This is a genomic window from Streptomyces sp. NPDC014801 (assembly GCF_043082085.1).
Lineage (GTDB): Bacteria > Actinomycetota > Actinomycetes > Streptomycetales > Streptomycetaceae > Streptomyces.
Map to the genome: position 1 here is coordinate 1 of NZ_JBIBXG010000029.1, position 23,613 is coordinate 23,613.

General features: G+C 67.7%; 23 protein-coding genes and 1 pseudogene. 16 read left to right on the plus strand and 8 right to left on the minus strand.

Annotated elements, in window-relative coordinates; translation table 11 throughout:
- Nucleotides 1-680 precede the first annotated feature (680 nt).
- Nucleotides 681-2,105: a helix-turn-helix transcriptional regulator gene (locus ACF1AL_RS39095; protein WP_391781348.1), complete on the plus strand. Its 1,425-nt coding sequence runs from the start codon at nt 681-683 to the stop codon at nt 2,103-2,105.
- A gap of 530 nt (nt 2,106-2,635) precedes the next feature.
- Here the strand turns inward: ACF1AL_RS39095 and ACF1AL_RS39100 are convergent.
- On the minus strand, nt 2,636-4,165 hold the full coding sequence (locus ACF1AL_RS39100) for a serine/threonine-protein kinase (protein ID WP_391781349.1): 1,530 nt from the start codon (nt 4,163-4,165) through the stop codon (nt 2,636-2,638).
- A gap of 521 nt (nt 4,166-4,686) precedes the next feature.
- Nucleotides 4,687-4,884: a hypothetical protein gene (locus tag ACF1AL_RS39105; protein ID WP_391781350.1), complete on the minus strand. Its 198-nt coding sequence runs from the start codon at nt 4,882-4,884 to the stop codon at nt 4,687-4,689.
- Between the two features lie 632 nt (nt 4,885-5,516).
- Between ACF1AL_RS39105 and ACF1AL_RS39110 the strand changes: the two genes are divergently transcribed.
- The 3 genes from ACF1AL_RS39110 (at nt 5,517) to ACF1AL_RS39120 (ending at nt 8,521) form a co-directional block, all read left to right on the plus strand.
- Complete coding sequence (locus ACF1AL_RS39110; protein ID WP_391781351.1) at nt 5,517-6,407, plus strand: hypothetical protein; 891 nt, start codon at nt 5,517-5,519, stop codon at nt 6,405-6,407.
- A gap of 216 nt (nt 6,408-6,623) precedes the next feature.
- A complete protein-coding gene (locus ACF1AL_RS39115; RefSeq protein ID WP_391781352.1) occupies nt 6,624-7,964 on the plus strand; it encodes a hypothetical protein in 1,341 nt (446 codons plus the stop codon).
- Nucleotides 7,961-8,521 carry a DUF6262 family protein gene (locus tag ACF1AL_RS39120; RefSeq protein ID WP_391781353.1) on the plus strand — a complete coding sequence of 187 codons (561 nt, stop codon included), beginning with the start codon at nt 7,961-7,963 and terminating at the stop codon, nt 8,519-8,521. The genes ACF1AL_RS39115 and ACF1AL_RS39120 overlap by 4 nt, the downstream gene beginning before the upstream one ends.
- Before the next feature lie 75 nt (nt 8,522-8,596).
- On the opposite strand, the gene ACF1AL_RS39125 is transcribed toward ACF1AL_RS39120, so the two are convergent.
- The 3 genes and pseudogenes from ACF1AL_RS39125 to lexA all read right to left on the minus strand — a co-directional run.
- Nucleotides 8,597-12,538, minus strand: coding sequence for a hypothetical protein (locus tag ACF1AL_RS39125; RefSeq protein ID WP_391828801.1), 3,942 nt, complete (start codon nt 12,536-12,538; stop codon nt 8,597-8,599).
- A gap of 25 nt (nt 12,539-12,563) precedes the next feature.
- Nucleotides 12,564-12,866: a trypco2 family protein gene (locus tag ACF1AL_RS39130; protein ID WP_391781355.1), complete on the minus strand. Its 303-nt coding sequence runs from the start codon at nt 12,864-12,866 to the stop codon at nt 12,564-12,566.
- A 762-nt stretch (nt 12,867-13,628) separates the two neighbouring features.
- Nucleotides 13,629-14,172 (minus strand): annotated as a pseudogene (gene lexA, locus ACF1AL_RS39135) (transcriptional repressor LexA); the annotation flags it as partial.
- A 473-nt stretch (nt 14,173-14,645) separates the two neighbouring features.
- Here lexA and ACF1AL_RS39140 point away from each other — a divergent pair.
- The 8 genes from ACF1AL_RS39140 (at nt 14,646) to ACF1AL_RS39175 (ending at nt 20,046) form a co-directional block, all read left to right on the plus strand.
- On the plus strand, nt 14,646-15,563 hold the full coding sequence (locus ACF1AL_RS39140) for a hypothetical protein (RefSeq protein WP_391781356.1): 918 nt from the start codon (nt 14,646-14,648) through the stop codon (nt 15,561-15,563).
- Between the two features lie 160 nt (nt 15,564-15,723).
- Entirely contained in the window at nt 15,724-16,050 is a 327-nt protein-coding gene (locus tag ACF1AL_RS39145; RefSeq protein ID WP_037817861.1) for a WhiB family transcriptional regulator, read from the plus strand.
- A 220-nt stretch (nt 16,051-16,270) separates the two neighbouring features.
- Complete coding sequence (locus ACF1AL_RS39150) at nt 16,271-17,095, plus strand: hypothetical protein (protein ID WP_391781357.1); 825 nt, start codon at nt 16,271-16,273, stop codon at nt 17,093-17,095.
- A 38-nt stretch (nt 17,096-17,133) separates the two neighbouring features.
- A complete protein-coding gene (locus tag ACF1AL_RS39155; RefSeq protein ID WP_391781358.1) occupies nt 17,134-17,631 on the plus strand; it encodes a DUF6420 family protein in 498 nt (165 codons plus the stop codon).
- Nucleotides 17,632-17,895: 264 nt separating this feature from the next.
- Entirely contained in the window at nt 17,896-18,375 is a 480-nt protein-coding gene (locus tag ACF1AL_RS39160) for a hypothetical protein (protein ID WP_391781359.1), read from the plus strand.
- A gap of 12 nt (nt 18,376-18,387) precedes the next feature.
- Nucleotides 18,388-18,609, plus strand: a complete 222-nt coding sequence (locus tag ACF1AL_RS39165; RefSeq protein WP_391781360.1) for a DUF6417 family protein — start codon at nt 18,388-18,390, stop codon at nt 18,607-18,609.
- A 542-nt stretch (nt 18,610-19,151) separates the two neighbouring features.
- Nucleotides 19,152-19,655 carry a hypothetical protein gene (locus tag ACF1AL_RS39170; RefSeq protein WP_391781361.1) on the plus strand — a complete coding sequence of 168 codons (504 nt, stop codon included), beginning with the start codon at nt 19,152-19,154 and terminating at the stop codon, nt 19,653-19,655.
- A gap of 139 nt (nt 19,656-19,794) precedes the next feature.
- A complete protein-coding gene (locus ACF1AL_RS39175) occupies nt 19,795-20,046 on the plus strand; it encodes a transposase (RefSeq protein ID WP_391781362.1) in 252 nt (83 codons plus the stop codon).
- A gap of 90 nt (nt 20,047-20,136) precedes the next feature.
- Here the strand turns inward: ACF1AL_RS39175 and ACF1AL_RS39180 are convergent, their stop codons facing one another.
- A complete protein-coding gene (locus ACF1AL_RS39180) occupies nt 20,137-20,385 on the minus strand; it encodes a hypothetical protein (protein WP_391781363.1) in 249 nt (82 codons plus the stop codon).
- A 357-nt stretch (nt 20,386-20,742) separates the two neighbouring features.
- Between ACF1AL_RS39180 and ACF1AL_RS39185 the strand changes: the two genes are divergently transcribed.
- Together ACF1AL_RS39185 and ACF1AL_RS39190 are read left to right on the plus strand one after the other, a co-directional pair.
- Complete coding sequence (locus ACF1AL_RS39185) at nt 20,743-21,678, plus strand: Ku protein (RefSeq protein WP_391781364.1); 936 nt, start codon at nt 20,743-20,745, stop codon at nt 21,676-21,678.
- An 84-nt stretch (nt 21,679-21,762) separates the two neighbouring features.
- Nucleotides 21,763-22,023, plus strand: a complete 261-nt coding sequence (locus tag ACF1AL_RS39190; protein ID WP_391781365.1) for a hypothetical protein — start codon at nt 21,763-21,765, stop codon at nt 22,021-22,023.
- A 163-nt stretch (nt 22,024-22,186) separates the two neighbouring features.
- On the opposite strand, the gene ACF1AL_RS39195 is transcribed toward ACF1AL_RS39190, so the two are convergent.
- Nucleotides 22,187-22,528, minus strand: coding sequence for a DUF6233 domain-containing protein (locus ACF1AL_RS39195; RefSeq protein ID WP_391781366.1), 342 nt, complete (start codon nt 22,526-22,528; stop codon nt 22,187-22,189).
- A 302-nt stretch (nt 22,529-22,830) separates the two neighbouring features.
- Here ACF1AL_RS39195 and ACF1AL_RS39200 point away from each other — a divergent pair, with 302 nt between their 5' ends.
- Both ACF1AL_RS39200 and ACF1AL_RS39205 read left to right on the plus strand, forming a co-directional pair.
- A complete protein-coding gene (locus ACF1AL_RS39200; protein ID WP_391781367.1) occupies nt 22,831-23,028 on the plus strand; it encodes a hypothetical protein in 198 nt (65 codons plus the stop codon).
- Between the two features lie 21 nt (nt 23,029-23,049).
- Nucleotides 23,050-23,220: a hypothetical protein gene (locus ACF1AL_RS39205; RefSeq protein ID WP_391781368.1), complete on the plus strand. Its 171-nt coding sequence runs from the start codon at nt 23,050-23,052 to the stop codon at nt 23,218-23,220.
- A 6-nt stretch (nt 23,221-23,226) separates the two neighbouring features.
- On the opposite strand, the gene ACF1AL_RS39210 is transcribed toward ACF1AL_RS39205, so the two are convergent.
- On the minus strand, nt 23,227-23,508 hold the full coding sequence (locus tag ACF1AL_RS39210; RefSeq protein WP_391781369.1) for a hypothetical protein: 282 nt from the start codon (nt 23,506-23,508) through the stop codon (nt 23,227-23,229).
- Nucleotides 23,509-23,613 lie beyond the last annotated feature (105 nt).

Sequence of the window (23,613 nt, forward strand, 5' to 3'; positions counted from 1 at the left end):
CCGATCCCAAGCCCTACGTCTGGACGAAGACCGCAGACGAGATCCTCGAACGCCTCGCCAGCTATCTGAACAGAATTCCTGACTCAGAAGACTAGCACCCTCGATAGCGGCCTGCACGGTTCTGTCGCCGGTATCGCGAGCGGCTTGAGCCGTGGCGGCTGCTCCCTTGTCCGCTGCCTTCTTGGTGAACCAACCGGAGATGGCCCCACCGAAGACTGCACCAACCAGCCCTGCCGCGCCGGCCACTGCTGTCGCCATCCCCTCATCCATGCGCGGGAGTCTACGGACTCCTCGTCCGCTTGGCTGTGCTGCGTCGGTGCAGTTGGTGCCGTCGGCATCCGGCACCTTCAGGACGGCCAACAGCTGGCCGATCTCCCGTCCTGTCAAGCCGTGAGCGGTGACGCCTAGCACACCTGCCACCGTCGGGACGATCGCTGACGGCCAGGGCTCGTGACGTGTTGCCATGTGCCGCCTTTTCCTCGTTCCATGATCAACCGGCCGGGATGACACGGACGTGATCAGCAGATCCCCGCCTTTTCCGAGTCCATGGCGGCGATGTGCGGCAGAGCAGCTGTTGGCGGAGTGCCGCCTCGGTAGCGCTTTCAGGCCAAGTGGGCGCTGTACAACCTGTCTTGAAGTGGCTGTACCGATTTGCTTTCCAGTCGTGTACTACTGGCATCATGAGCGTTGTAGTCATCTACAGCGGTAAAGTTGAGAAGGGGAACACGTTGGTCTACGACATTCGTCCGCTCGCCAACGGCCTGCGCACCGACCACCCGGTGCCCGGTCTGCCGTTCGTCGACGACGCGCATCTGCCGCTCGACGAAGGCCCCGACGCCATCGAGGCCGTCGGCCGCAGCAAGGGCGAGGGCATGTGGGGCCGCTGCGACACCTCACACGAGGGAGGATGGCTGGCCTTCACCACCGACCCGATCGCCCACCACTTGGGCTGGGCCGTGCGCTACCACCCCGACCACGGGCGCACCGTCCTCCTGCTGCGCGACGAGGACACCGCCAGCCTTCATACCCACTGGTCCGGCGCCCCGCTGCTGTTCAGGGCCGGCGGCTACTGGTGGGACGGCGACACCTGGTACCGGCCCGGCCAGATCTGGGACCCGGTCACTGAGGACTACGCCCGCCACAAGGCCCGCGCCACCGCCACCGTCCACGCCGCAGACCTGCTCGACGGCCACGCCCACCCCGACCGAGCGCACCTGCACAAGGTTGCCACCTTCGATCCGGCCACCGCACAACCAGAGAACTGGATCGACGACCTGACCCGGTGGGCGCAGCACCACCAAAAGCAGGACGACCCCCTGCCGCTGGACCGTTGCGTCGTCGACCTGGCCAGCCCCGAACTCACCGGAGACCGGCTGCTCGGCGTACCCGAGATGGCCGCGCTCGGCGGCATCACGGCTTCTACCCTGCGCGGCTACATCTCCCGCGGCGAGAACGACGTCCCCCTGCCGCAGGCGACCGTCGGCGGTCGCGCCCAGTGGTCCCGCCCGGTCGCCGAAGACTGGGCCGAAGCCAGACGCCGCTCCTCCGAAGGGCTGAAGGAGGCCATGTCGGCCGGCGACCGCCACCATCTCGCCCCGGGAGCGGCGCAGATCCGCGACCGGTTCAGCGAGACCTTCTTCCGCTACCTGTGGAAGCGCCCCGACCTCCGCAAACGCTGGGCCCTGCGGCACCGCAACGAACCGAGCGTGCGGGAAGTAGCCGACCAGCTCGCCTTCGAAGTCGCCGACAGCCTCCGGCAGATCATCCCGACCGACGCCCTCGGACCGACCATCCGCCACGCCGTCCTGGAGGACTTCACCACCTCGCTCCGCGTCGCCAAACGCCGGGGCAGTGAGCTCAAGGGCTTCGACCTCATCCTGTCGCTGCCCCTTGCGAAGATGCTCGGCTGGTTCATCCAACACTTCCCGACCTCGGCCCAGTGGTACCTCGGCGAGATCATGAGCGAGGCGGACCGTCAGCTCGGCATTTCCGCTCAGGTCTCCGGCGAAGCGCTGCGGCGATCCGCGACCATGAACGGGGGGCTCGACGCCCAGGCCGCGAAGGAGTTCTTCTCCCGTCTCGTGCCGAGAGAACCAGAGAACTGAGACCCCCAGCAGACACGGAGGAGGGGCGGGAGCCATCGACAGCTGCTCCCGCCGCGAGTTGGCGTAGGAGGTCCTGGAGCCGGTGATACACCTTCCGGGCAATCCATCGGACGCTGCGCCTGCTACAAGGCCAGTTCCAAGTCATCGTCATGGAAGACGCCGACCTCGATCACCCCGACTTCGCACCGAACGTGACTCAGCGACGGCGCCACGACACCAACCAAGCACTCGTACCAGCTGACTGGATCGAGGAAGAAGCCGACTAAAGGCCTGCGCTGCAACCCGAGCTGACCGCGGTGAGCATGGCCATGCCCTGCCCCCCGGCAGCTACATCAGGCATCCGGTGCGTCAGCGGTACCTGTCTCTGCCGGCACCAGACCGGCAGGGGGTCGCTTCCCCCGCGCCTCCCCTCAGGTGAAGAAGCCACGGGCGGCGGAACCTATCGATGCGACTGGTCTACGGTCAGCGGCGGTGCCCGGACCACGCCGGGGCGAAGTCGCGGTGCCCGCCGGAGTGAGCGTGTGAGTACTTCACACGCGGCAGCTGTCGATGTGGGTGACGTCGCGGAAGTCGGCGATGATGGGGCTGGCCATGGATTCGCGGTAGACGACGGCTGTCCGGCCGTACGCCCAGGCCTCTTGGTCGCGGAAATCTTGCTGAGCTTCCGAGCAACTGCCGAACATGAGGGCGCGGACGGTGTCCGTGTAGTCCGGGTCGTCGTGGTAGTCCTGCCCTTCGGGGTAGGTGCCCGGACCGAAGGTGACGAACATCGTCTGTGCCTCCGGATTGAAGCTGACAGTCACGACATCGTCCAGGTAGGTCTTGCCTTCAAGAATCGGAGTGGCCTCCGTGATGAAGCGCTGCGCGGCGGCTTTCTCCGCTGGGGTGGCCGGGACCCGGGCAGCGGCCCACTCATCGACAGTGGGTTTGAGGGTGTCGGTGCGGGTGTAAGCGGGGGAGGGCATCGACGGAGCCTGCGACGCGCGTGAGGCGGGAGCAGCCGCATCCGTGGTGCGGGCGGTTGTACTGTCATTTGTGGTGGGGGACTGCTGCTCGGGGCTAGCGACCGTCGGTGTCTGCTGGTGGACCGCTGCAGGTTGCTGCCGCGCCGCATTTGAGGAGGGCTGGGCGGCGACGAGGGCACCACCGAGGCCGCCCACGATACCTGCGGCAGCGACGACCGCGACGTACAGGCGAGTGCGTCTTTTGCCCTGCGGTGGCACGGGCCATGGCACATCAGTGGCGGGCGGTATGTCCCAATGGAGAGTGAAGAAGTCAGCTATCAGGGTCGGCGGCGGGGAAATGGGGCTGATGATGGCTGTGGTCTGCGCAGCCAACAGGCGTCCGCATTGTCGGGCGAGGTCCGCAGCTGTCGGCCTGTCGGACGGCTCTTTGGAGAGGGCCCTTGCGGTCAGGGACTTAAGGTCGTCAGGGATGCCGTCGAGATCGGGTTCGGCCGACAGAACGCGGAAGGCGACTGCATCGGCAGCCCCGGTACCGAAGGGCAGGCGGCCGGTTGCTCCGTAGGCGATGAGCGCTCCCCAGGCGAAGATGTCACCGTGTGGGCCGACAGCACCGGTGCGGTAATGCTCGGGGCTGATCCAGCCGGGCGTGCCGGTCATCACGCCGGTGCGGGTGACGGAAGTTCCGTCTAAAGCGTGGGCGATGCCGAAGTCGAGGACGGCCGGTCCCGAGGGGGTCAGCATGATGTTCTGCGGTTTGACGTCCCGGTGGATCACGCCGGCCTCGTGTACGGCCGCGAGAGCGGCCGCGGTGCCAGCTGCCAGAACGTACAAGTTGACCCCCGCCAACGGCCCGATTTCGCTGACGTGTTGGTCGAGAGTAAGGCCAGGTGCGAACGCGGTCGCAAGCCACGGCGAGGGCGCGTCAACGTCAGCGTCATGCACGGCCACCAAGCATGGCCCCGCAATCCGTCGTGAGAGTTGCACCTCCCGCCGAAACCGGGCCCGAAATTCCGCGTTCGCAGCGTGCGCTGGATGCACGACTTTCACGGCCAACCGCTCGCCGCCCGCGCTGAGCGCGGCATACACGGTGCCCATACCGCCCGATCCGAGTCGCCCCACGACCCGGTAGGGCCCCACAGTGCTCGGATCTCCAACCTGCAGCGGTTCTACCTGACTGGACACGACGAAGCCCCCACGTCTTAAGTAATCCCCATGCGCCGCCCGAAGCGGCGATCGATCGTATCGGGCGCAATGACACCCTTACGCCCAATCCCCGCAGCCACTCCTGCACGGACGACGCCGCAGAGTCTCAGCCACTGCCCCAAAGTGCCCGATCACAGTTCTCACCCGGTAATGGGGCCCCGGTCGGCCCCGGGACAAAGTGAAGACGCGCTGCCCCTCCTGCCAGCACCGACATGGCCGACAACAGCCACCGCTGGGCAGGGCAGGGCAAGGGCAAGTCGAGTACCGGCGTCTCTGGAGCGGCTCAAGGGCCGCAGGCGCCGGTGATCCCGTACTCGCGGGCGAACTGGTTGGCCTCCGCCACGCCCCCGCTGTGAGCGCGCACGTAGAACGTGCGGGGAGGGCGGCCAGGCGGCGAAGGCATCGTGTGGCGGTCAGGCGAGGACGGCGGCGAGGGCGCCGGCCACGGTGGCGGTGAGCGTGAGCACCGCGGCGAAGGTGGTGGCGGCGCGGGTGAGGGCGGCGGGGTAGGTGGCGCCATCCATGCGAGCAAGCTTGCCCGCGCCGGCGGCGGCCAGCAGCGCGACGACGAACACGACTGCGACGGCGATGAGGACGACGGCGACCTTCACGGCAGACTCCCTGCACGAGGTGGGGTGTTGACGTGGGTGAGGGTGCCGAAATGGGTGTGCGCCATGGTGCGCCGGACCGAAGATGAACACCGGCGCACACATCACACCCGGGGGGCGAGCGCGTGCACGAGGAACGGACGGGGCACACTCCGGACTCGGCTCTGGGGGAACTGCGCAGGAAGCTGGCGGCAGGGCTGGCCAAGACCGGGCTGGCGAAGAAGGATCTCGCCGCCCGTACAGAGCTGAGCCGTACCACTGTGCAGCTCGCCTTCCAGGACGGCGGGCCGGTGCCGTCAGAGCACACGGTGACTTCACTGGCCGCCCCGCTGAGACTGCCGGTAGGGGAGCTGCTCGAGCTTCAGCGGGTCGCGGCCGGCGGCGGGAACGGTGAAAGGCCTGGGCCGGGGCGGCCGATCGGCCAATGGGATCCGCACGCCCTGGAGGTCCATCCCGCCGGCACCCCTCATGACGGCCCTGGTCTGCCGGGATAGCGGTCACTGCCCGGATATGTACGCCGCGAACACGACCGTCTCTTGGCGGAGGCCGTGCGGCAGGCTCCGCAGGGACACAGCCAGATGGTGGTGCTGGTGGGCGAGTCCTCGACGGGTAAGACGCGTGCGTGCTGGGAGGCTGTGCAGCCACTCGCGGACGGGGGCTGGAGGCTGTGGCACCCCTTCGACCCCACCCGCGCGAGGGCCGCTCTGGAAGATCTGCACCGGGTCGGCCCGCAAACGGTGGTGTGGCTGAACGAAGCCCAGCATTACCTCGGCGACCCGTCGGCCGGGGAGGAGATCGCTGCCGCCGTGCATGCTCTACTGACCGACCCGCAGCGCGGACCGGTCCTCGTTCTGGGCACCCTGTGGCCCGACTACGCCAACCAGTACATCGCCCCACCCACCCCAGAAGGGGCCGATCCACACAGCCGGGTCAGGGAGCTGCTCGCGGGCCGCATCGTGAGCATCCCCAACTGTTTCGACTCCGGCGCGCTGGACGAGGCGAGAGAGTTGGCCGAGGGCGGTGACCGGCTGCTGGCCGATGCTCTCACCCGAGCCGGGACCGACGGGCGTCTTGCCCAGGACCTGGCAGGAGGCCCCGCGCTCCTGGAGCGCTACCAGACAGGCAGCCCGGCCGCCCGAGCTCTCTTGGAGGCGGCGATGGACGCCCGCCGCCTCGGCGTCGGCCCGCACCTGCCGCAGGCCTTCCTCACCGACGCCGCCCCCGACTACCTGCACGACAGCGACTGGAACCAGCTCACCGACGACTGGGCGGACAAGGCCTACGCCGAACTCGCCACACGGGTTCACGGCAAGCACGCCCCACTGAGCCGCATCACCCCACGGCCACAACGACGCCCACTCGACCCGTCCACACCCGCCGACGCCCCGCCCCCGCAACCGATGGGGCCGGTATTCCGCCTCGCGGACTACCTGGAGCAACACGGACGCACCACCCGCTGGCACCTGTGTCCACCCGCCTCCTTCTGGCACGCCGCTACACCCACCTCACCCACTCCGACGAACTGAACAGTCTCGCCACTGCAGCCCAGCAGCGCTACCGCCTGCTTTGGGCCCACCACCCGCCTTCGGGCCGCCAGCCACGGAAACACTCAGGCTCTATACGTCCTGGCGTGGCTACGCGAGCAGGCCGGGGACCGAGACAGCGCCGGAACCGCCGCCCGGCAGGCCGCCGAGCGCGGCGGCACGGAGGCCCTGGCCCTGCTGGCTTGGATGCGGGAGGAGATGGGGGATCGGGAGAGTGCCGAAGCCTTCGCCCGGCAGGCCGCCGACCACGGAGACACGGAGGCCCTGGCCCTGCTGGCCCGGCTGCGGGAGCGGGCCAGGTCTCGGGAGAGTGCCGAAGCCCTTGCCCGGCAAGCCGCCGACCACGGCAACCCGGGCGCCTTGGTCGAGCTGGCCCGGATGCGGGAGCGGGCAGGGGATCGGGAGGGCGCCGAAACCTTCGTCCGACAGGCCACCAAGCGCGGCGACGCGGTCGTCCTGGTCGAGCTGGCCCGGCTGCGGGAGGAGGTGGGGGATCGGGAGGGCGCCGGAATCTTCGCTCGGCAGGCCGCCGACCACGGCGACACGAGCGCGCTGTCCATCCTGGCCCGGATGAGAGAGCGGGCGGGGGAGTGGGAGGACGCCGAAATCTTCGCCCGGCAGGCCGCCGACCACGGCAACACGCACGCCCTGGTCCAGCTGGCCCGGACGCGGGAGGAGGCGGGGGAACGGGAGTCCGATCTGAGGCTGCTGCCCTCTCCGGTCGCCAACGCGTGGGGGACCAAGCCGATCTCCGGTATCTGGGAGCAGCACCGGAACTGGGTCCGGGCCCTGCCAGACTTCCTCGTGCCCATCGAGGTGGAACTGGACGGCGAAGTCGCAACGAAGCTCCTGCCGTTCGACAAGGGCAAGATCTTTCCGTACGCGTACCGGCACAGCTTCGCCCAGCGGCACGCCGACGCGGGAGTCAAGCCGGAAGTCCTCAAGGACCTCATGGACCATCGCCAGCTGCAGACCAGCCAGGCGTACTACCGCATCGGCCAGGACCGGCGTCGTGAAGCCATCGACCGGGTCGCGGTCATGCAGTTCGACCGGCACGGCAAGCGGGTGTGGCGCCAGGTTCAGGGGCTCTTGGAATCCGAGCACGTACGGCGCGAGATCGGCGAGGTCGCCACGGCGTACGGCTTGTGCAGGGAACCCACGAACGTGGCGGCCGGCGGGCACAGCTGCCCGCTGCGCTTCCGCTGCCTGGGCTGCGAACACTTCCACACCGACGTCTCCTACCTGCCGGACCTGGAGGCGTACCACGCAGACCTCCTGCGCAGCCGCGAGAAGCTGATGTCCGCCTTCGAAGCGGACGACTGGGCACGCGCCGAGGCGATGCCGTCCCAGGAGGAGATCCGCCGGGTCCGCCGACTGATCAACCGCGTCAAGGCGGACCTGGACGATCTCACCGCGGAGGAGCAGGCGCAAATCCAGCAGGCGGTCTCGGTCATCCGCCGCGGGCGCAGCGTGATGCTGGGGATGCCTCGCATCGGCCAGCCCCTGCCCGACGTCCGGCCGAGGAGGACTGATACGTGAGTTCCGCGATGAGCGCCGGCCGCGAAGCGGACGGCGACCGGCGCCGCCAGCGGGTCGTGAAGGCCGTCAACGCTGCCACGCAGAAGGGGAGCCGCATCACGGTCTCGGGCATCGCCCGTCAGGCCGGGGTGGACCGGACCTTTCTGTACCGGCACCGGGATCTACTCGCATTGGTGCACGCTGCCGAGCTGGCGCCGGTCGAGCGGGACCCGGCGTCGGGTGCCTCTGCGGTGAGCAGGGCCTCGCTCCAGGCCGATCTCGCGAACGCGCAGGCCCGCACGGTCCGCCTGTCCGCCCGAATTCAGCAGTTGGAGAGGCGCTTGTCCCAGGAACTGGGCGAGCTGGCCTGGCGCGAGTCGGGCCTTGGCGCGCCCACCGACATCGAGGAGCTTCAGCGAACGATCACGCGGCTCGAGCAGCGCAACGTCGAGTTGACCGAGGCCCTGGAAGAGAGCCAGGCCGAGCTGGCGGCGGCTCGGGAAGCCAATCGTGAGCTGACCCGGACCCTCAACCAGCGTGGAGAGTCGACGTCGGGCAGGTGCCGACCGCACGGATGACGGGCCTTTCATTGGATCGCAATAGTCAGTCTTGCGTGGTCTGAAACTCCTTGTCCGCGTCGGAGCGGATTGGCCTCACCAAGGGAGCAAGGTCCATGCGGTGACGGTTCCTGCCCACTCGCCGATCATCAAGCTCAAGGTGTCGGTGCTGGGTTGCGCCACGCTGGCCGAGGTGATCAGGCCGTCTGTATGGGTCCGGATACTTCTCGCTGATTCGATATCCCAAACCGTTACCTCGCCACCGCTGCAGCTGATCCCCCAGCGTCCATCCGGGCTAATCGCTACTGCTCTCACCCAAACGGCGGCTGGCAGTGATCGGTTCACGGGCTCTTCCGCGGAGAGGTCCCACAGCAATAGTTCCCCGGCACCGCCGGGCCCTTCGCCGCCACCAGTCAGCGCTCGCTGGCCGTCAGAACTCACAGCAACAGCTGCGATGCCTGTTGCTGTAGGGATTGACAGCGGCCGGTGGGTCGATTCGGGGCTGGTTAGATCCCACAGCAGCACTTCCCCAGATTCCTGGAGCAGTGAGCGGGTGCCAGCAACAACCCGCTGGCCGTCGGCGCTGATCACCGCGGTTTCGACCCTGCGGTCGAGTAGCGATTGGCTGGTGGGATGTTTGCCAGACAGGTCCCAGAGCAGAAGTTCGCTGCTGCCGGTCACGGCGCGCTGGCCGTCGCCGCTGATCGCTACCGCTTGAACCTTGCTGGCGTGCCCTGCCAGTGCCTGACTTCGCGGGTGTTCACCGGATAGATCCCACAGCAGCAGTTCAGCAGAATCTCCGTACTTGGGGCCGCCGCCGCTAAGCGCTCGCTGGCCGTCAGCGCTGATCGCGACTGCTTGGACCTCAAAGGCGGGGCCGACGAGCGATTGGGTTCGCGGCTGTTCGCCAGACAGGTCCCACAACAACAGCTCGCCGGTTTGGCTGTACACGTCTCCGCCCCCGCTGACGGCGCGCTGGCCGTCGCCGCTCATCGCCACCGCGCGAACCCAGCCCGCCGGGCCGGGCAGTGGCTCGGCTGTCGGCTCCTCGATAGTGAGATCCCACACCAGCATCTCCGCGGCGCTGCCGCTGACGGCCAGACTGTTGTCGGCGCTGATTGCCACTGCCTCGACTTCACGGGTATGGCCCGCAAGCGATTGGCTTGTGGGCTGACTGCCGGATAGGTCCCACAGCAGCAGCTCTGTGCCACTGCCGCTCGCCGCACGTTGGCCGTCGGGGCTGATGGCCACGGCCGAGGCTGCGCGAGTGTGGCCGAGCATCTGCTGGCTGGTTGCGCGGAACAAATCCCACAGCAGCAGCTTCCCGTTGCCGGCCTTGTCGCCCCCTGCGCTGATAGCCCAAGCGCCGTCAGCACTGATCGCCACCTTTCTCACCGAATCCGTTGTGACAGGGAGTGACTCTTTGAAAAAGCCGTTGGCTACAAAACTCCAGAGCAGCAGCTCGGGCGTTCCCTGGTTGTCCGCAGCGCTGATCACGCGGCGACCATCGGCGCTCATCGCTGCTGATCGAACCCAACTGTTCTCATCGATGGGCAGCGGCATGTAATCCACGAGATCGAGGTCCCAAATCACCAAGGTGCCACCGCCGGTCATCCCTAGCATGCCGTCAGCACTGATACCCACTGACCACGTCCACTCAAGGTCGGGGAGCCTGATCCTGCCTGGAGGATCGTTGCTGAGACCGAATAGGAACAGTTTCCCAAGCCCATCACTATGGCTAGCCGTGAGAGCCCAATGACCGTCCGGCGTGAGTGCCACCGCTGTGACGCAGCTGGTGTGTCCAGATAGTGGCCGGCTCGTCGGCTGCTTACCACAGAGGTCCCACAGCAGGAGCTCTCCGGGTCTGCCATTGACTCCGCCACCAGTGACTACTCGTCGGCCCTCAGCGCTCAGGGCCACTGCCCCGACGGCAACTGGTACCGCATGAAGTAGAGCGGGTGATGTGCGTCCAGTGGTCCAGCGCGGCATGACTTGGGGTGGAAGCAGGCTCGCGAGCCGTTGCTGAGCTCGCTGGGCCAGTTCAGCTTCGCCCAGCCGAAGAAACTGGGCTCCCAACTGCCGGGTCACATAGCCGGATTCGTGGATGGGGTCGCCGGGCTGCAGGTGATGGGCTTGCTGACCAATGCAGCGACTGAGCCCGGTCAGATTGGGGTCCACATTGCTTGCGCTGTGCGCTGTGATGAGCACTTGGTCCACCCCGAGCCGGGCGATTGCCGCGTCGAGGTAGCCGAAGTCGCTCACGAGATCACGTAGCTTGGTCGGCTGGTGTCTCGCGAGCATGTCGGGATAGCTGTCAAGCAGGTACGAGGGCGTGTCTTCGGGCCAGCCAGCCTCCCGATAGCGGTTCATCCACCGCTCTAGGCGTTGGCGGTAGAGGTTCAGCTCCTGCGCTAGCCGCTCCGCGCTGCCGCTGCGGAGCTGATCATGAGCGAAGACGTAACGGGTATGGGACAGATCACCGACCGGCTCCAGCACCCGCGCGACCTCGTCAGTCACTAGGCGCTGGATTCGGTAATGCCGCGAAGAGTGACCGGCGAAACGAGTGAGCTGGACAAGGTCGTCGATGCTCAATGCCCCCTCAGCTGCCGCGAGCAGGCCGATGCAGTCGAAGGCTAGTTCCCCTTGCCGATCCAGGAGCAACTCGAGCTCGTTCTGGGCTGCCTCGGCGAGTCGAGCGGCGTACGGGCTGTCCGGTAGCTCCTTTGGCCGCACTTCGCGCAGAGGGCTGTCGGCATCGACGTCGGCGGGCAGCTGGTAGTTGCGCCGACTGGTGATCAGGATGTGTGCGTGTTCACCAACCATGGTGGGGATTAGCGCGGCTACGCTCGGTCGGCCAAGGCTCCGACTGACATCCTCATCGATCCCGTCAATGACGAGCAACAGGTGTCGACTGTTCTGTGCGGCCCGCTCGACGGCACGCCGCCACAGAGCGATGAAGGCCTCCGGATCGTCAGCTGGCTGTGGTGGCTCTTCTCCCAGGAGCCAGGCGAGTTGATTTCCGACCACTGTAGTGAACCGCCCTGAGTGGGCATCGGACAGGCGACGAATCAGGAAGTATGCGACGCAGTCCACGTTCGGCGGGCAGTTGTTGATCAAGTGCGCGGTTAGTGCCGTCTTGCCAGCCCATGGTCCACCCGACACCCATTGGTATCCCCGGCTGCTGGTCGCGAATTTGGTCAGCTCTGCCAGCCATTGCTCGCGGTCAAGCAGTACCGGAGTCCGCCGGATTAGTTCCCTGATTCGTTCGTGATAGGCAGGAGGAGGCTCGGGCCGAGGCAGTTGGACGAGGTTAGCTGCGTCGGCAACTCCCAGCTCGTGCCACCAGCGATCTGCCACGCTGGTGGGGAGCATGTTGAGAGAGGTGATCGGAACCAGTGTCAGCGAGGAGCTGCCTTCCGGCCGGTGGTGCTCACTAATCACGCCGAGCGCTCGGTACTGCCGCTGGTCGGTCACGAAAACCACCGCGCCAGAGATGCCCTCCCATGGCGACCCCGTGATACTTGCCTCCGGCAGGGGCTCAGGAGCTGCCGTGACCTGCAGCTCGAGGAGGCCAGAGACCAAGTTCGCCCCAGGCGGGATGTACCCGTGAAGATGGGCGGTGTCGCGCAGCGGCCGGTCTGCGGAAGACCTCCGCGGTGCGGTTGGGCTCCTGGACTTTTCCTTAAACCGTGGGAAGCCGATCGTGCTGCAGCCCATCAACCGTGTAGGGCTATTACGGTCCACCTGGGCAAAGGAAAACTGGGGTGTCTGACCTTCTGTGAGGTCGGAGTCGAGGATCTCCAAGATCGCCAAGTCAGGGCCATCCAGTCCATTGACAAGAATGACCTGCGCGGTGTATTCACGGCCGTCCGGACAGCGGATGAAGAGTTGTTCACCCTCACCCGGTGCGCTGCGGTAATCCACGTTGTGGGCAGCGGTAAGTACCTTGCACGGGCCCATCAAATGACCGGAGCCCACCGTCCACCGCGGACTGATGTGCGCACCGCGATCGTGAAGCACTTCCACAGCGCCAATCACTACCGCTCCTCTCCGGCGCGCCGCCTCAGGGCTTGTCGTCGGAGCCGCGGTGGACCTTTACTGGCCTGCCGTGGTCGTCCACTGGTGTGCCCAGCGTGACAGTCACCTTCTGGATCTCCTCATTGCGGTAGTCGGCCGAGCCGCCCAGTTCCATCACCCAGAACCTCACCCCTGCTTTTCCGCCGGCCTTCTTCTCGACCGCCACGTTGAACTCGAGCTGCACTCCATCTACGGGGAACTGAAGGGTTGAAGCTGCGCCAGCAGTGATCGCTGAAGCGAGCTCAGCCCGTACGGCCTCGATGGTCTCCGCCAGTCCAATGCGTTCCATAGAGCACCTCCAGTGAGAAATCATCTGACATGGACAGAGATGTCGCATTTAGTCCTAGCGGATGGGTGAGTCACACGAGCCAGAGTCTCTCCGCGTGCGCACAGTCCCGTGTACATCGTCAGCCCGGAGGCTTCCACGTTCTGCTCGCCGTGTGGATTGCGGCCGGCCAGTACTTCGCCACCCGCTCCATCGTCGCCAAGACCCTCAGCCGCTGAGTCACAGCCTGTTGCCCGTCGTCCGCATCGGCAACGGCCTGCTCATCCTCATCGAGGCTGGGGCCTTCGGGCGGTAAGGCTCAGTAGCCTGCCAGCGGCGGCACCAGATGGTGCCGCCGCTCGGCGTTTCGGCTCACAGCTCCCACGGCATGGCCGCGTCGTGCATGTCGTCCCAGATCTCCACCCGCAGCCGATCGCCGGCGGCACGCATTCCAAGGCACTCCGAAACCGGGCCGCACGACTCCTTGATCTATCCCGGGAGCCTCCCACTCCCGTGCGCCGGTCGCATCAAGGCTGCTGGCGGGCGCCTCACGAGATCGGCGTCCGCCGCGGGGTGGCGAGGAGCAGAGGAGCAGTAGGTCATTCGCTCCAGGCCGTCCTCGCCGCACTGGCATTCGGCCTGGGATGCGGGCCTCGTCGAGACGGGGGCGCCCCTTACCTGATCAGGTGATAGCGCCACACCTGTTGCACGCGGTAGCGTCCTTCGCACTGCTGCTGAGCTGCACTGATCCTCATGGGACTACGCCGCACGACAGTTGACCCCGCTAGAAGCGACGATCTCGCCGTTCTCGGCGTTCGGCTGGGCGCGGACGGCGACCGTGTCGCCGTCCATGATGTGCGCTTTGATCATCGAATTCCCCCTCTCAGTGAGCGCGAACACCGTCCCGCTGCCGACGAGTTGCTTCGGCAGCGCCAGCACGTCCTTGACGTGCTCGTCGGCGGTGATCGGAACGCCGGCGGCGATGCGCCCGACGAGCGGGGTATGGACCACCGAGGCGTCGGACGCATCGGGGTTCGCCTCCAGGGCAAAGTCGACCTCGGGACCGGCGGTCGCGGTGGGAACGTAAGCGCGAGGACGCTTCGGGTCCTGCCGCAGGACGCCCTTCTTCACCAGGGCGCCGATCTGATGCGCGACGGACGAGGTGCTGGCGAGCCCCGCAGCCTGACCGAGCTCCCGCATCGACGGCGGGTAGCCGCGCATCACTGATGCTGGCCCGGATCGCGTCGACGATGCGGCGTTGCCGGTCGGTCAGCCCGTCCTCCCGGGTCACGATGCCCGGCGGACGCCCGACGTACCGAGTGGCCTCCATAGTGTCCCCCTCCGCGCTCGTACAGGTTCGAACCGTAACCCGAGATTCCAGAAAGGGGCACAGACATGCGACTGAAATTCCCTGGTCAACGACGGCTGCCTCCGACGTGCCACCAGCGGAATCAGGGAAGGTACAGCGCGCCACCGGCAAGCGCCGATGGGGGCGCGGCGTGGCGCGCTGCCAGCACGGCGCCTCGCCACTACTGTGACGCCCTGCGGCATCGGTCTGCTGCTCCTCACGCGAACCTCGGCCCACGGGTTCACAGGCGGAGGCGAAGAAGCTCGGCTTCGACCAGTTCCGTCTCATCGACCGCAACGCCGCACGCCAGTACCTGTTCCTCATGCTCCGAGGGCCGACGGAGCGGAGCGAAAGGTGCTTGAAGCCATGTCGGCCACCCAGACCAGCAGCCGCGCCCGGACGTACGCCCTCTACACCGGCACCCCCGCCAGGTCGCCTGTGACGCCGTCGCTGCCGTGCAGCCCGATGCGCCCCTCATCCCGGCGCCGGCCCAGCACGCGCAACTCCTGCTTGAGTCGGAGGTGTTCTACTGGGTCCTCAACACCCAGCGGCACTTCTTCGAGTACCCCTTCGGCATCCGGTACGTGCAGCCCACCTCAGAAGGCGTCCGGCTCCACCTGGAGAGCAACGCCAGCCTCGACAGCCTGCTGAGCGGACTGCTGCCCTGCCGGTCACCGATGCGCGTAGGACGAGACGAGATCTACGGGCTCAACGGTGTCCGGATCTGCGCACGCACCGATCGCGGCATCGAGCTCCGTCGGCTCGGACAGCCGACCAGGATCCAGCTCACCGGCCCCTCGCGACGAGCCTTCCAGAAGGCCGAGGCAGCCCTTGCGCAGCAGATCCAGAGCAACGGGGGAGAGGCCTGCTGGCTGGCCGGCGACACCTGGACTTCCTACGAGAAGCAGTGGGACACCGAACGGCAGCCGCTTATCTACGAGAAGATCTGGCGGGACGCCGCCTGGCTCCCCAGCGGGCTGCTGCGCCGCCTCGGACTCCTCCACACCGTCGCCGTCCCCCAGGTCGTCACCGGCCACGAGTCGCGGCTGGGGGAGTGGTGGATCCTGCAGCTCGAGCACGATTCCGAGACAGCCCTGCGCCGCGCCGAGCTGGTGCAGGCCCTGACCGACCCGGAGCATGGTCTGCCGCTGGAGCTGTGCGGTCACCGCGACCTGACGCCCGGGGGTAGCCTCGGCCTGGTCCTGTTGAAGTCTCCAGATCGCAGCGCCGCTCTCCAACTGCGCTACGACCGGATCGACTACCCGATCAGGAAGCACCGCGCCGAGATGTTCGCGGCGATCCGCCGGCGCACCAGTGCCCTGACGGGCGAGGCATCGTTGCCCGTGATGCCCGGTTGCTCGGGCACCGGCTGAGGGGGTCACGAGCGTAGGGGCCTTAGTCAAGGCCCCTTCACCCGAAGGGATTGCCGCAATGCGGCGATGTCCCATGCCGTAGGCGTTTGCCGTACCGTTCTCGGACTGCGCCTGCCCAGGGGAGGGCAGCGGGCCGGACCGGGGAGAGGACGGCGTCGGGGTGAATGGGGAAGACCAGGAGAACTGGGGTAAGCGAGCGGTCTGCCGAACCGCTGATCCGGACGAGCTCTTCGTGGACGGCGCGGCCCAGAACAGGGCCAAGGCCCTCTGCACCGGCTGCCCGGTGCGCACCGAGTGCCTGGCCTATGCCCTCGACTATCGCATCGAGCACGGAATCTGGGGCGGCATGACCGAGCGTGAGCGGCGGGCTCTCCTGCGACGGCGCCCCCTGGTCACGTCCTGGAGACGCCTGCTCGAAGCCGCCCGATCGGAACACCAACGACTTGCCAGCCCGGACGATGGACAGGCCTGGGGCGTCGCAGGATGAAAGCACGCCGGCCCCCTGACCCCCGCTCCCCGCGGTACCGCCCGGCGCGGACAGGAGGTGTTGGGCCGGGGCCGTGCGCGCCGGACGGCACCGCGGCCTGAGTGGCTGGAGCCGGGCCCGTCAGGGTCTGCGGGCTGGAGCCCGCGGCCGGGGGAAATTGGCGGTGATGCGGCCGCCCGCCCGGCAGAATCGGGTGATCGACACGCCCTTTGGGGGAGCTATGCAGGAACTCCGCTTCGACGACGACATCCGGTTCACCGTGGAAGTCAGCAGCGACCAGACGTGGCTGCACCGCGCACTGGGAGCCCACGAGCTGAGAGTCCAGCTCGCTGTCGGGGTGTCGCCCTTCACCGAGGCCGGGAAGATCCTCGCCCTGGAGGCGGACCTGTTCGGCTTCGAGGCGACGGGGCAGCGCTCCCGGCTCGCCCGGACCACGGCGAACCTGGCGTACACCCCGAAGATCACCGTCCACCGCGTGAACCTGTCGTTCCCGCTGACCTCGTTGCAGGTCCACGCCATCGAGGAGGGCCGCACCGGCGACGTCCGCTTCGAGATCGACCTCAACGCGACCCTGCCGCAGGCGCCCGGGTATCCGGGGAGCACCCAGGACACGGCGCACATCACCATCGCCAAGAGCCGGTGGGAACAGCAGTTGGCGCAGCTGGGGCCGTCCGCGGCGTTCGAGATGGCCGTGCCGTACCCGCTCGGCGACCCGGAACGGGACGAGGTTGGACGGACGCTGCGGGAGGCACAGCGGCTGCTGACCGCGAACGAGGTGCGGGCGTCGATCCTGGAGGTCAGGCGGGCGCTGGAGTGGGTCCGGGAGAACGTCACCTGGGACAACCCCGGATCGAGGAAGCAGGCCAACCAGTGCAACCAGACCGAGCGGTGGTGGCGGATCCAGGACGCCCTCTACAGCCAGACCTGCGGCGCCCTGCACAACGACGCGGTCACCAAGACCTTCAAGTACGACCGGGCCGAGGCGGAGACGCTCCTGGCGATGACCGCCGCACTGCTGCGGAACGTGCCCGTCACCAGCGCGTGACGGCCCGGCGCTCGCCTGGCGACCGAGACGAGGACCGCATGGCAATCGAGCACAACGGCATTGCAGGCCCCTACTTCGAGTACGACGGACTGCCCGCCCAGCACGTGGTGGACAAGGATCTGCCGCTGATCCATCCGTACGGCCTGGTGACGCCCGGCCGCTATCTCACGCCCGGCGGCGGACGGCTCACCATCCGCCCGGCCGAGAAGCGCGCCCACACCCGGATCACGCTGGACCACCTGGGTTGTCCCGCCCAGGTCACCGATGAGAAGGACGCCCCCTTCATGCGGCTCGCCCAGGCTGCCGAGGAGTACTGCGTGCAGGCCAGGTGCCGACACCACGCCGCGTACTCGGGCGGGGTGCTGCGCATCTTCGAGGTACGCAAGGGGAGTATCGAGCTCACCGCATTCGTGCGCGCCGCGCTCGCGGTCGAGCTGGGGGACTTCACCCCCACGGACCGGCTCTTCCAGGAGACCGAAGCACTGGTCGGGCCTGTCCGCCGGGACGGCGAGGGGGACCAGGCCAGCGGCGGCTAGACGCCCGATGCCCGCCTGTCGCGGCGGTACCGGCGCGCCTATGAAAGCGGGGAGGTGCGGCGCCACGGGGGGAGCGCCGCACCTGCGACCAGCGTAGCGATCCACCGCCCGGCCCGGGCTCAATTGTGCGACCGGCAACGGAGAAGGCCCCGGACCTTGCGCCCGACACTGCGCTCGTAGCAGCCGGACAGCCAGCACGCCCGTCCCACCTCAATCAGCTGGACTACGCTGCGCGTTGTCGTCAGGGCGAAGGAAGGGCGGGCTGTGGCCAAGCGGACGAACGGCTCCGAGAAGAACCGCAAGGAGCCGCTGTCCGGCGTCGCACGCCGGCTGTGGGCGTTCTCTGGGATTGACGTGACCGTGCTGGCCGCGATGGTCGGGGGCTTCCTGCTGCTGGGGTTGCTGTACACATGGGGGCAGGTGTTCCCCCGCTGGACGGTGGTCCTGTCCGGACGACGGGTCCCGCGCCTGCTGCCGTTGATCCCGGCCTGGCTGACCGGCATCCCCCTGGCGATGTACGGGTCCGTCCTCATCGTCATGGCCCCGCTCATGGCCGTCGGCGTGCTGCCCGAGATCAAGCCGTCCCCGCCGTTCACCACCACTTCGGGGATCACTTGGATGGTCGAGTTCGGCGGCCTGGCATTCGCCGGTCTGGGCATCGGCCTCGTTGTGGCCGCCCGCTCCTATGCCGCCCGCACCCGCCCCGTCTGTGCCAGCGCCACGGCAGTGGAGAGGCCCAAGTAGCCGGGCACAGGAATGTCAGCTTCCCGCTGGCGATCAAGCAGCAGCCGCGACGGTTTCCGGTCAAACTTTGCGCCCGTGGAATCAACAGCCCGTCGGCTCGCGCTGCTGACCCTTAAGGAAGCACATGATCTTGTGCGGTTGCTGGTGACCGTGGGGCAGGAGAGCGGGCAGGTTTCGTCTGAGGCGGACCGGCTGGCCAACGATACCGCCACACGCATCCCGTCGGAGAACTGAGCTTTCAGGCAACCGGCAGCTGCAAGAGGACAGGGTAGGTATGGTGAACCGGGCGGCGATGGGATAAGCCCGACCGCGGAAGCGAAGCGCGTCATCTTCGTTCGTGCTGTCCGGCCCGCGGGCGCGGCCCTAGTAGGCAAGGGAAGCGTCGTCCACCGGGCTCGCCGGCGTGACGTCCGTGCACGGTCTGCCGGGGCCCGAACTGCTCCGGCAGATCTCTCCAGGGCATTCAGCCCCGCCCTGTATCGGGACGGCCTCAACACCGGGGAACGGCATCGACCTGTCTAGCCAGCTCCAGGGCTTCTGGCGCCCGTCCTCTCGCCACAGACCCCTGCTGCTCACGAGACATCACGGCCGGCCTCGCGCCCATCACGCCCTCGCCCTGGCCGAGCTGACGAGAATCCGTGAAATCGGCGAGTGCTGCTCCTTGTTACCCAGCTGGTTGTTGTCGGCAACACCAAGGCGACCTCGGGTAGTGGCTTGTCACCCAGCCTTGGCCGGGTGATCAACGCTGTCAGTGATCGCGGCTATGGTGCCCGGTCATGGGGTTCTCGGGATCTTTCATCGTGGCGCGAGGCAGCCGACCGCTGACGCAGTCGGCGGCGATGCGTGCGTCGGACTGTGTGCCGTTGTGGTGGGCGCGCGATGGCGAGTGGCAGATCCTGCAAGCTTGTCCCATTGCGGATCCGGACTCTTCGATTCTCGATGAGACGCGCGCTTCTGTCCTGGTCTGTCATGTTGTTGACAGTGATTTCGCGACCGTTCAGGCAGCGCATCCCGATGGCCTGTCATGGCAATGTGCTTTGTCGCCGGAGATGGCCCGGGATTACGGCCTCCCCGGAGAGTGGATCGGTGATGCGGTCGAAGTAGGTGAGCGGGCTGAAGCCTGGGCCCGACGGGCTGGTCTTCAGCCGGACCCGGTGGCGCTCGGGACCGCCCTGGTGGCTGAGTCTGATCCGCTGGCGGAGGACTTGGTCTTCGCGCTTGTTCATGCCCTGGGGTTCCGGTTCCGTGACGGGGTCGCCCTGGATCCGCCGACGGTATGACTGGCGGCCTGTTCGCAAACTGCCCGCTGCCGGGCTCGCCAGCCGAAGTGCCCAGCCCGGTCGCGCGACTTGCTTCACGTCGGTCAGCAGACTGTCTCCAAAACCGGGTCTTGGGGGTGACGTTGGACGACGTCCGAGTGTGTTCGTCCGGCCGGTCACGATGGATGAGGGCCGGAAGCTGCCGCGGATCAGCCGGACCGCGAAGGACCCGGTGAAACTCCGCCGGGCGATCGTGGTGCTGATGTCCGTTCAGGGCCAGTCGGTGAAGGACATCACCACGATGGTGCAAGTCGGCGAGGACTCCGTCCGTGATGTCATCCACGCGTTCAACGAGCGGGATTTTGAAGCGCTGGAGCCCATGGAGCAGGGGACGCCCCAAGACGATCAGTGACGAGGTGCGCGAGCACATCTATCTGATCGCCCGGACGTCCCCCACCGACTGGAAGATCACCGCGTTCCGTACGGGGTCCGCGAAGAGCGCCTACAACGTCGCGCGCCGCCGCTCGTACAGCCGGCCGGTCAGGTCCGCGCCTGCGTGCACGAGGTCGAAGACCACGTAGTGCGCCGGCCAATGGCGTGCTGCGCCGCCCGCCCCGGTCCCGGTGGCGGGCGAAGCGCTGTTGAAGCCGCTCGCACGCGAGCCGGCCTTCTTCCCATACCACCAGCTCGCCGTCCAGGCCGGTATCTGCTCGAGGGTCGCTGTTCGGATCTTGGGGAAGGAGGCCGTCATGTCCGTCCCTGGAGCGCAGGAGCACCCGTCGGTCAGCGTGCACGGCGAGCTGGGCGCGGTAACCGTCTCACTTCGGCTCCGCGGCCCAGCCCGGCTGCGCAGATCCGGCGTGGAGACGGAAGTGCTCAGCATCGGCTCCGGCAGCGTCCACCTCACGGCCCATCCTTTCCACACGGCTTTCGCAGCATCGCAATGAGCACGGCCAAACGGTCCGCCGTCGCTCTCGCCGCCCTTGCGCGGTGGGACGCGTTCCGGCGGTCATCGCCCATTGGGCCTGAAGGGGCCGGCGGGAGGCTGCGCGAGGTGCGTGGCGCTCCTAGGCTGGTGGTGCTCGGGGCTACAGACGGAGGACACCGCATGCCCCGCAGCATCTGGTCTGGCGCCATCAGCTTCGGCCTGGTCACCGTGCCGATCAACGTGGTCAGCGCGACCGAGGACCACTCGATCCGCTTCCACCAGTACCACCTTCAGGACGGCGGCCGGGTCCGCGTGCGCAAGTTCTGCGACCTCGAGGACCGCGAGGTGTCGAACGCGGAGATCGGCAAAGGGTACGAGGTGAGCCGCGAGACCAAGCACGCGCCGGCGCAGATCGTGCCGATCTCCGACGAGGAACTGCGCGACCTGCCCCTGCCCACCGCGAAAGCCATCGAGATCGTCGCGTTCGTACCCGCCGAGGACATCGACCCCCTCCAGATCGGCGACGGCTACTACCTCCAAGCCAGCGGCCAGGTCGCCGCCAAGCCATACAAACTGCTGGTCCAGGCCCTCGGCCGGTCGGAAAAGGTCGCCATCGCCAAGTACGCCTGGTCCGGACGCGAGCGGCTCGGCATGCTACGGGTCCGCGACGACGCCCTGGTCCTGCACTCCATGCGCTGGCCCGACGAGATCCGCAGCCCCAACGAACTCCTCCCGCCATCCGTGGACCTCTCCGACGAGGAGATCGAGCGCGCCCTCACCCTCATGGACACCATGACCGTCGAAGACCTCGCCGAGCTCGACGCACACGACGAGTACACCGAGGCCATCGCACAGATCATCGAAGCCAAACGCGAGGACAAACCGATCCCGCAGGCACCGGAACCCGAAGAGCCGGCGCAGGTCCTGGACCTGATGGCCGCACTGAACGCCTCGGTGGAGAAGGCCAAGGCCTCGCGCGGTGAACAGGTCGGCCACGCCGACGTGCACGAGCTGCCCCAGCCGAAGAAGACGGCGAAGAAGCAGCCCGCCAAGAAGACCGCAGCGAAGAAGACCACCGCCAAGAAGACCCCGGGCCGCAAGCCGCGCAGTGCTTGAATTACGAATTGGTCTATCTCGCCGTACCCCCGTGACAGAGGGACCACACTGAGTCCCTCTGTCGTCGCGATCCAGGGGTGGGTCATGGGGTTCATCAACGACGCCAAGGGCCAGATGGCTGCGACTGAAGCGCGAAAGGCCCGGGAGCGCGGGCAGACCGTGCTCGTCTACAAGTTCATTGAGGCCAACACCAACAGCAAGTCGACCGCGCCGATGCTCGGCATGTCCGAGCAGATCCAGGCGGTGGAGGGCGAGGGCTGGACGCTGGCCCACATGGCAGCCGCCGAGGGGAAGGCTATGACCGGCGAGCGGGTCGCGCTCGTCTGCCTGTTCCGCCGGGCCTGACCTCACCCCCCCGATAGCCGAGCTCGCTGTCCAGCTGGCAGTGCGGACAGACGGCGACGCCATCGACGAGTACTCGCAGCACCGGCAGCGCCACGTCCTGGTCGCGCGCCACGTTGCCCGGCCTTCAGCGTCACCCGGGTCGGGCGGCCGGTCGCTCCCGTGCTCAGTCCAGGACGCCCAGCGCGGTGTCGGGGCGGCAGTGAACGCACGCCGGGACCTGCTGTCGCAGCGCCTCCACAGCCTGCTGCCGGGTGGCGGGCTGGCACCGGCCGCTCTTCGCTGCCGCCCAGCAGTCACCGGTGTGGACCCAGTCGATGTTCTTGCGGTTCAGGCCGTACTGGATCAGCCAATCCGGCTCCGGCGGCCGCGCCTGCATCCCGCGCTGCCGCTCGTCCTCGCGGCGCTCCTCCTCGGCGATCCACCGGCGGGTCCGTTCCAGGTCCCGCACCTGCACGCGTTCCAGGAAACGGAGCAGCGCAAGGCGCGGCGAAACTGGATCGGTCATACGTTCGATTCTAGGATGAGGGGTGACCAGTGCCATTGGGGGGCCATGGAGGAGCAGCAAGTGGACGGCCCCGCAATCACCCACGCCCTCGGCCTCAACCCCGCCGGCCTCGAGCCGACGCCGCCACCCGAGGGCGGGCGGCTCCCACCCGACTGGGCTGACAGGCTGCGCCGGGGACGGCGCTGCATCGCCTGCGCCACGCCTGCCTCGTACACGACCGTCCGTGAGTTTCCCGGTCCCGGGTACCGCTGGATCGACGTCTGCGGCCCGCACCTGCGGATCGCCGCAGGCGCGGGGCGGTCGTGACTGACGCCGGCCGCTACCACCTCATGATGGAGGCCGGCGGCCGCTCGGTGCTGCACGGCTGGTGGAACAGCCTGCCGGTGGCGCGCGGCAAGTTCACGCAGCTGGTGGGCGAACAAGGGCGTCCCGGTGTCCGCATCACCCTCACCGACGAAGAGACCGGCACCCGGTTGACGACCTGGCCCAAGCCTTCGTAGCGCTCTGCCATGCTGGGGATCATGACCCACCGCCCGTACCCGTTGCGCGAGCGCGCCCGCCGGCAGATCGACCGCCACCAGGGGAAAGTCGAACCCTGGTCGGCCGCCCGGCCGCCCCGGCAGCCCGAGCCCGCCGACGACAGCGCGAGCGATCCGCTCTGGGTGGGCGAGTACCGGATCTCCACCCGCTGACCAAGATCACGCTTCATCCGGCGCCGGATGCCGCACGGCCTTCTTCACGTCCATCTCGACGTCGTACCGGCCACGCCCCTCAGCCTGCGCGAAGACGGTGACCGCGGCCTGCACCAGCTCAGCGCGCTCCCGCCAGACCCGCCACGCCTTGCCATACAGTGCGGTCCGCTCCTCGCTCCACTCGCTCGCGGCGGGCCGGCCGTACTCCTCGCGCAGCCGCAGCACCTCGGCGTGAGCTTCGTCGGCGGTACGCTGCATGTTCACGAGGTCTTCGAAAGTGTGTGCCACATCCAGAGATCCTAGTAGTGCTTCGTTAGGTTCTGGGCTGTCTGCTGATGCTCCGAGGGCTGGGCAGGGGGCGTCCGCAGGTGGTGCAGGTACCGGTCCAGCACC

Excerpts from the sequence above, each read along its gene's own strand:
- ACF1AL_RS39115 (WP_391781352.1), top strand. The coding sequence starts at position 6,624 with ATGGGGGATCGGGAGAGTGCCGAAGCCTTCGCCCGGCAGGCCGCCGAC.
- ACF1AL_RS39150 (WP_391781357.1), top strand. The coding sequence starts at position 16,271 with ATGCAGGAACTCCGCTTCGACGACGACATCCGGTTCACCGTGGAAGTC.
- ACF1AL_RS39195 (WP_391781366.1), bottom strand. The coding sequence starts at position 22,528 with ATGACCGATCCAGTTTCGCCGCGCCTTGCGCTGCTCCGTTTCCTGGAA.
- ACF1AL_RS39095 (WP_391781348.1), top strand. The coding sequence starts at position 681 with ATGAGCGTTGTAGTCATCTACAGCGGTAAAGTTGAGAAGGGGAACACG.
- ACF1AL_RS39165 (WP_391781360.1), top strand. The coding sequence starts at position 18,388 with ATGTCAGCTTCCCGCTGGCGATCAAGCAGCAGCCGCGACGGTTTCCGG.
- ACF1AL_RS39170 (WP_391781361.1), top strand. The coding sequence starts at position 19,152 with ATGGGGTTCTCGGGATCTTTCATCGTGGCGCGAGGCAGCCGACCGCTG.
- ACF1AL_RS39205 (WP_391781368.1), top strand. The coding sequence starts at position 23,050 with ATGACCCACCGCCCGTACCCGTTGCGCGAGCGCGCCCGCCGGCAGATC.
- ACF1AL_RS39100 (WP_391781349.1), bottom strand. The coding sequence starts at position 4,165 with ATGGGCACCGTGTATGCCGCGCTCAGCGCGGGCGGCGAGCGGTTGGCC.
- ACF1AL_RS39185 (WP_391781364.1), top strand. The coding sequence starts at position 20,743 with ATGCCCCGCAGCATCTGGTCTGGCGCCATCAGCTTCGGCCTGGTCACC.
- ACF1AL_RS39180 (WP_391781363.1), bottom strand. The coding sequence starts at position 20,385 with ATGACGGCCTCCTTCCCCAAGATCCGAACAGCGACCCTCGAGCAGATA.
- ACF1AL_RS39190 (WP_391781365.1), top strand. The coding sequence starts at position 21,763 with ATGGGGTTCATCAACGACGCCAAGGGCCAGATGGCTGCGACTGAAGCG.
- ACF1AL_RS39130 (WP_391781355.1), bottom strand. The coding sequence starts at position 12,866 with ATGGAACGCATTGGACTGGCGGAGACCATCGAGGCCGTACGGGCTGAG.
- ACF1AL_RS39155 (WP_391781358.1), top strand. The coding sequence starts at position 17,134 with ATGGCAATCGAGCACAACGGCATTGCAGGCCCCTACTTCGAGTACGAC.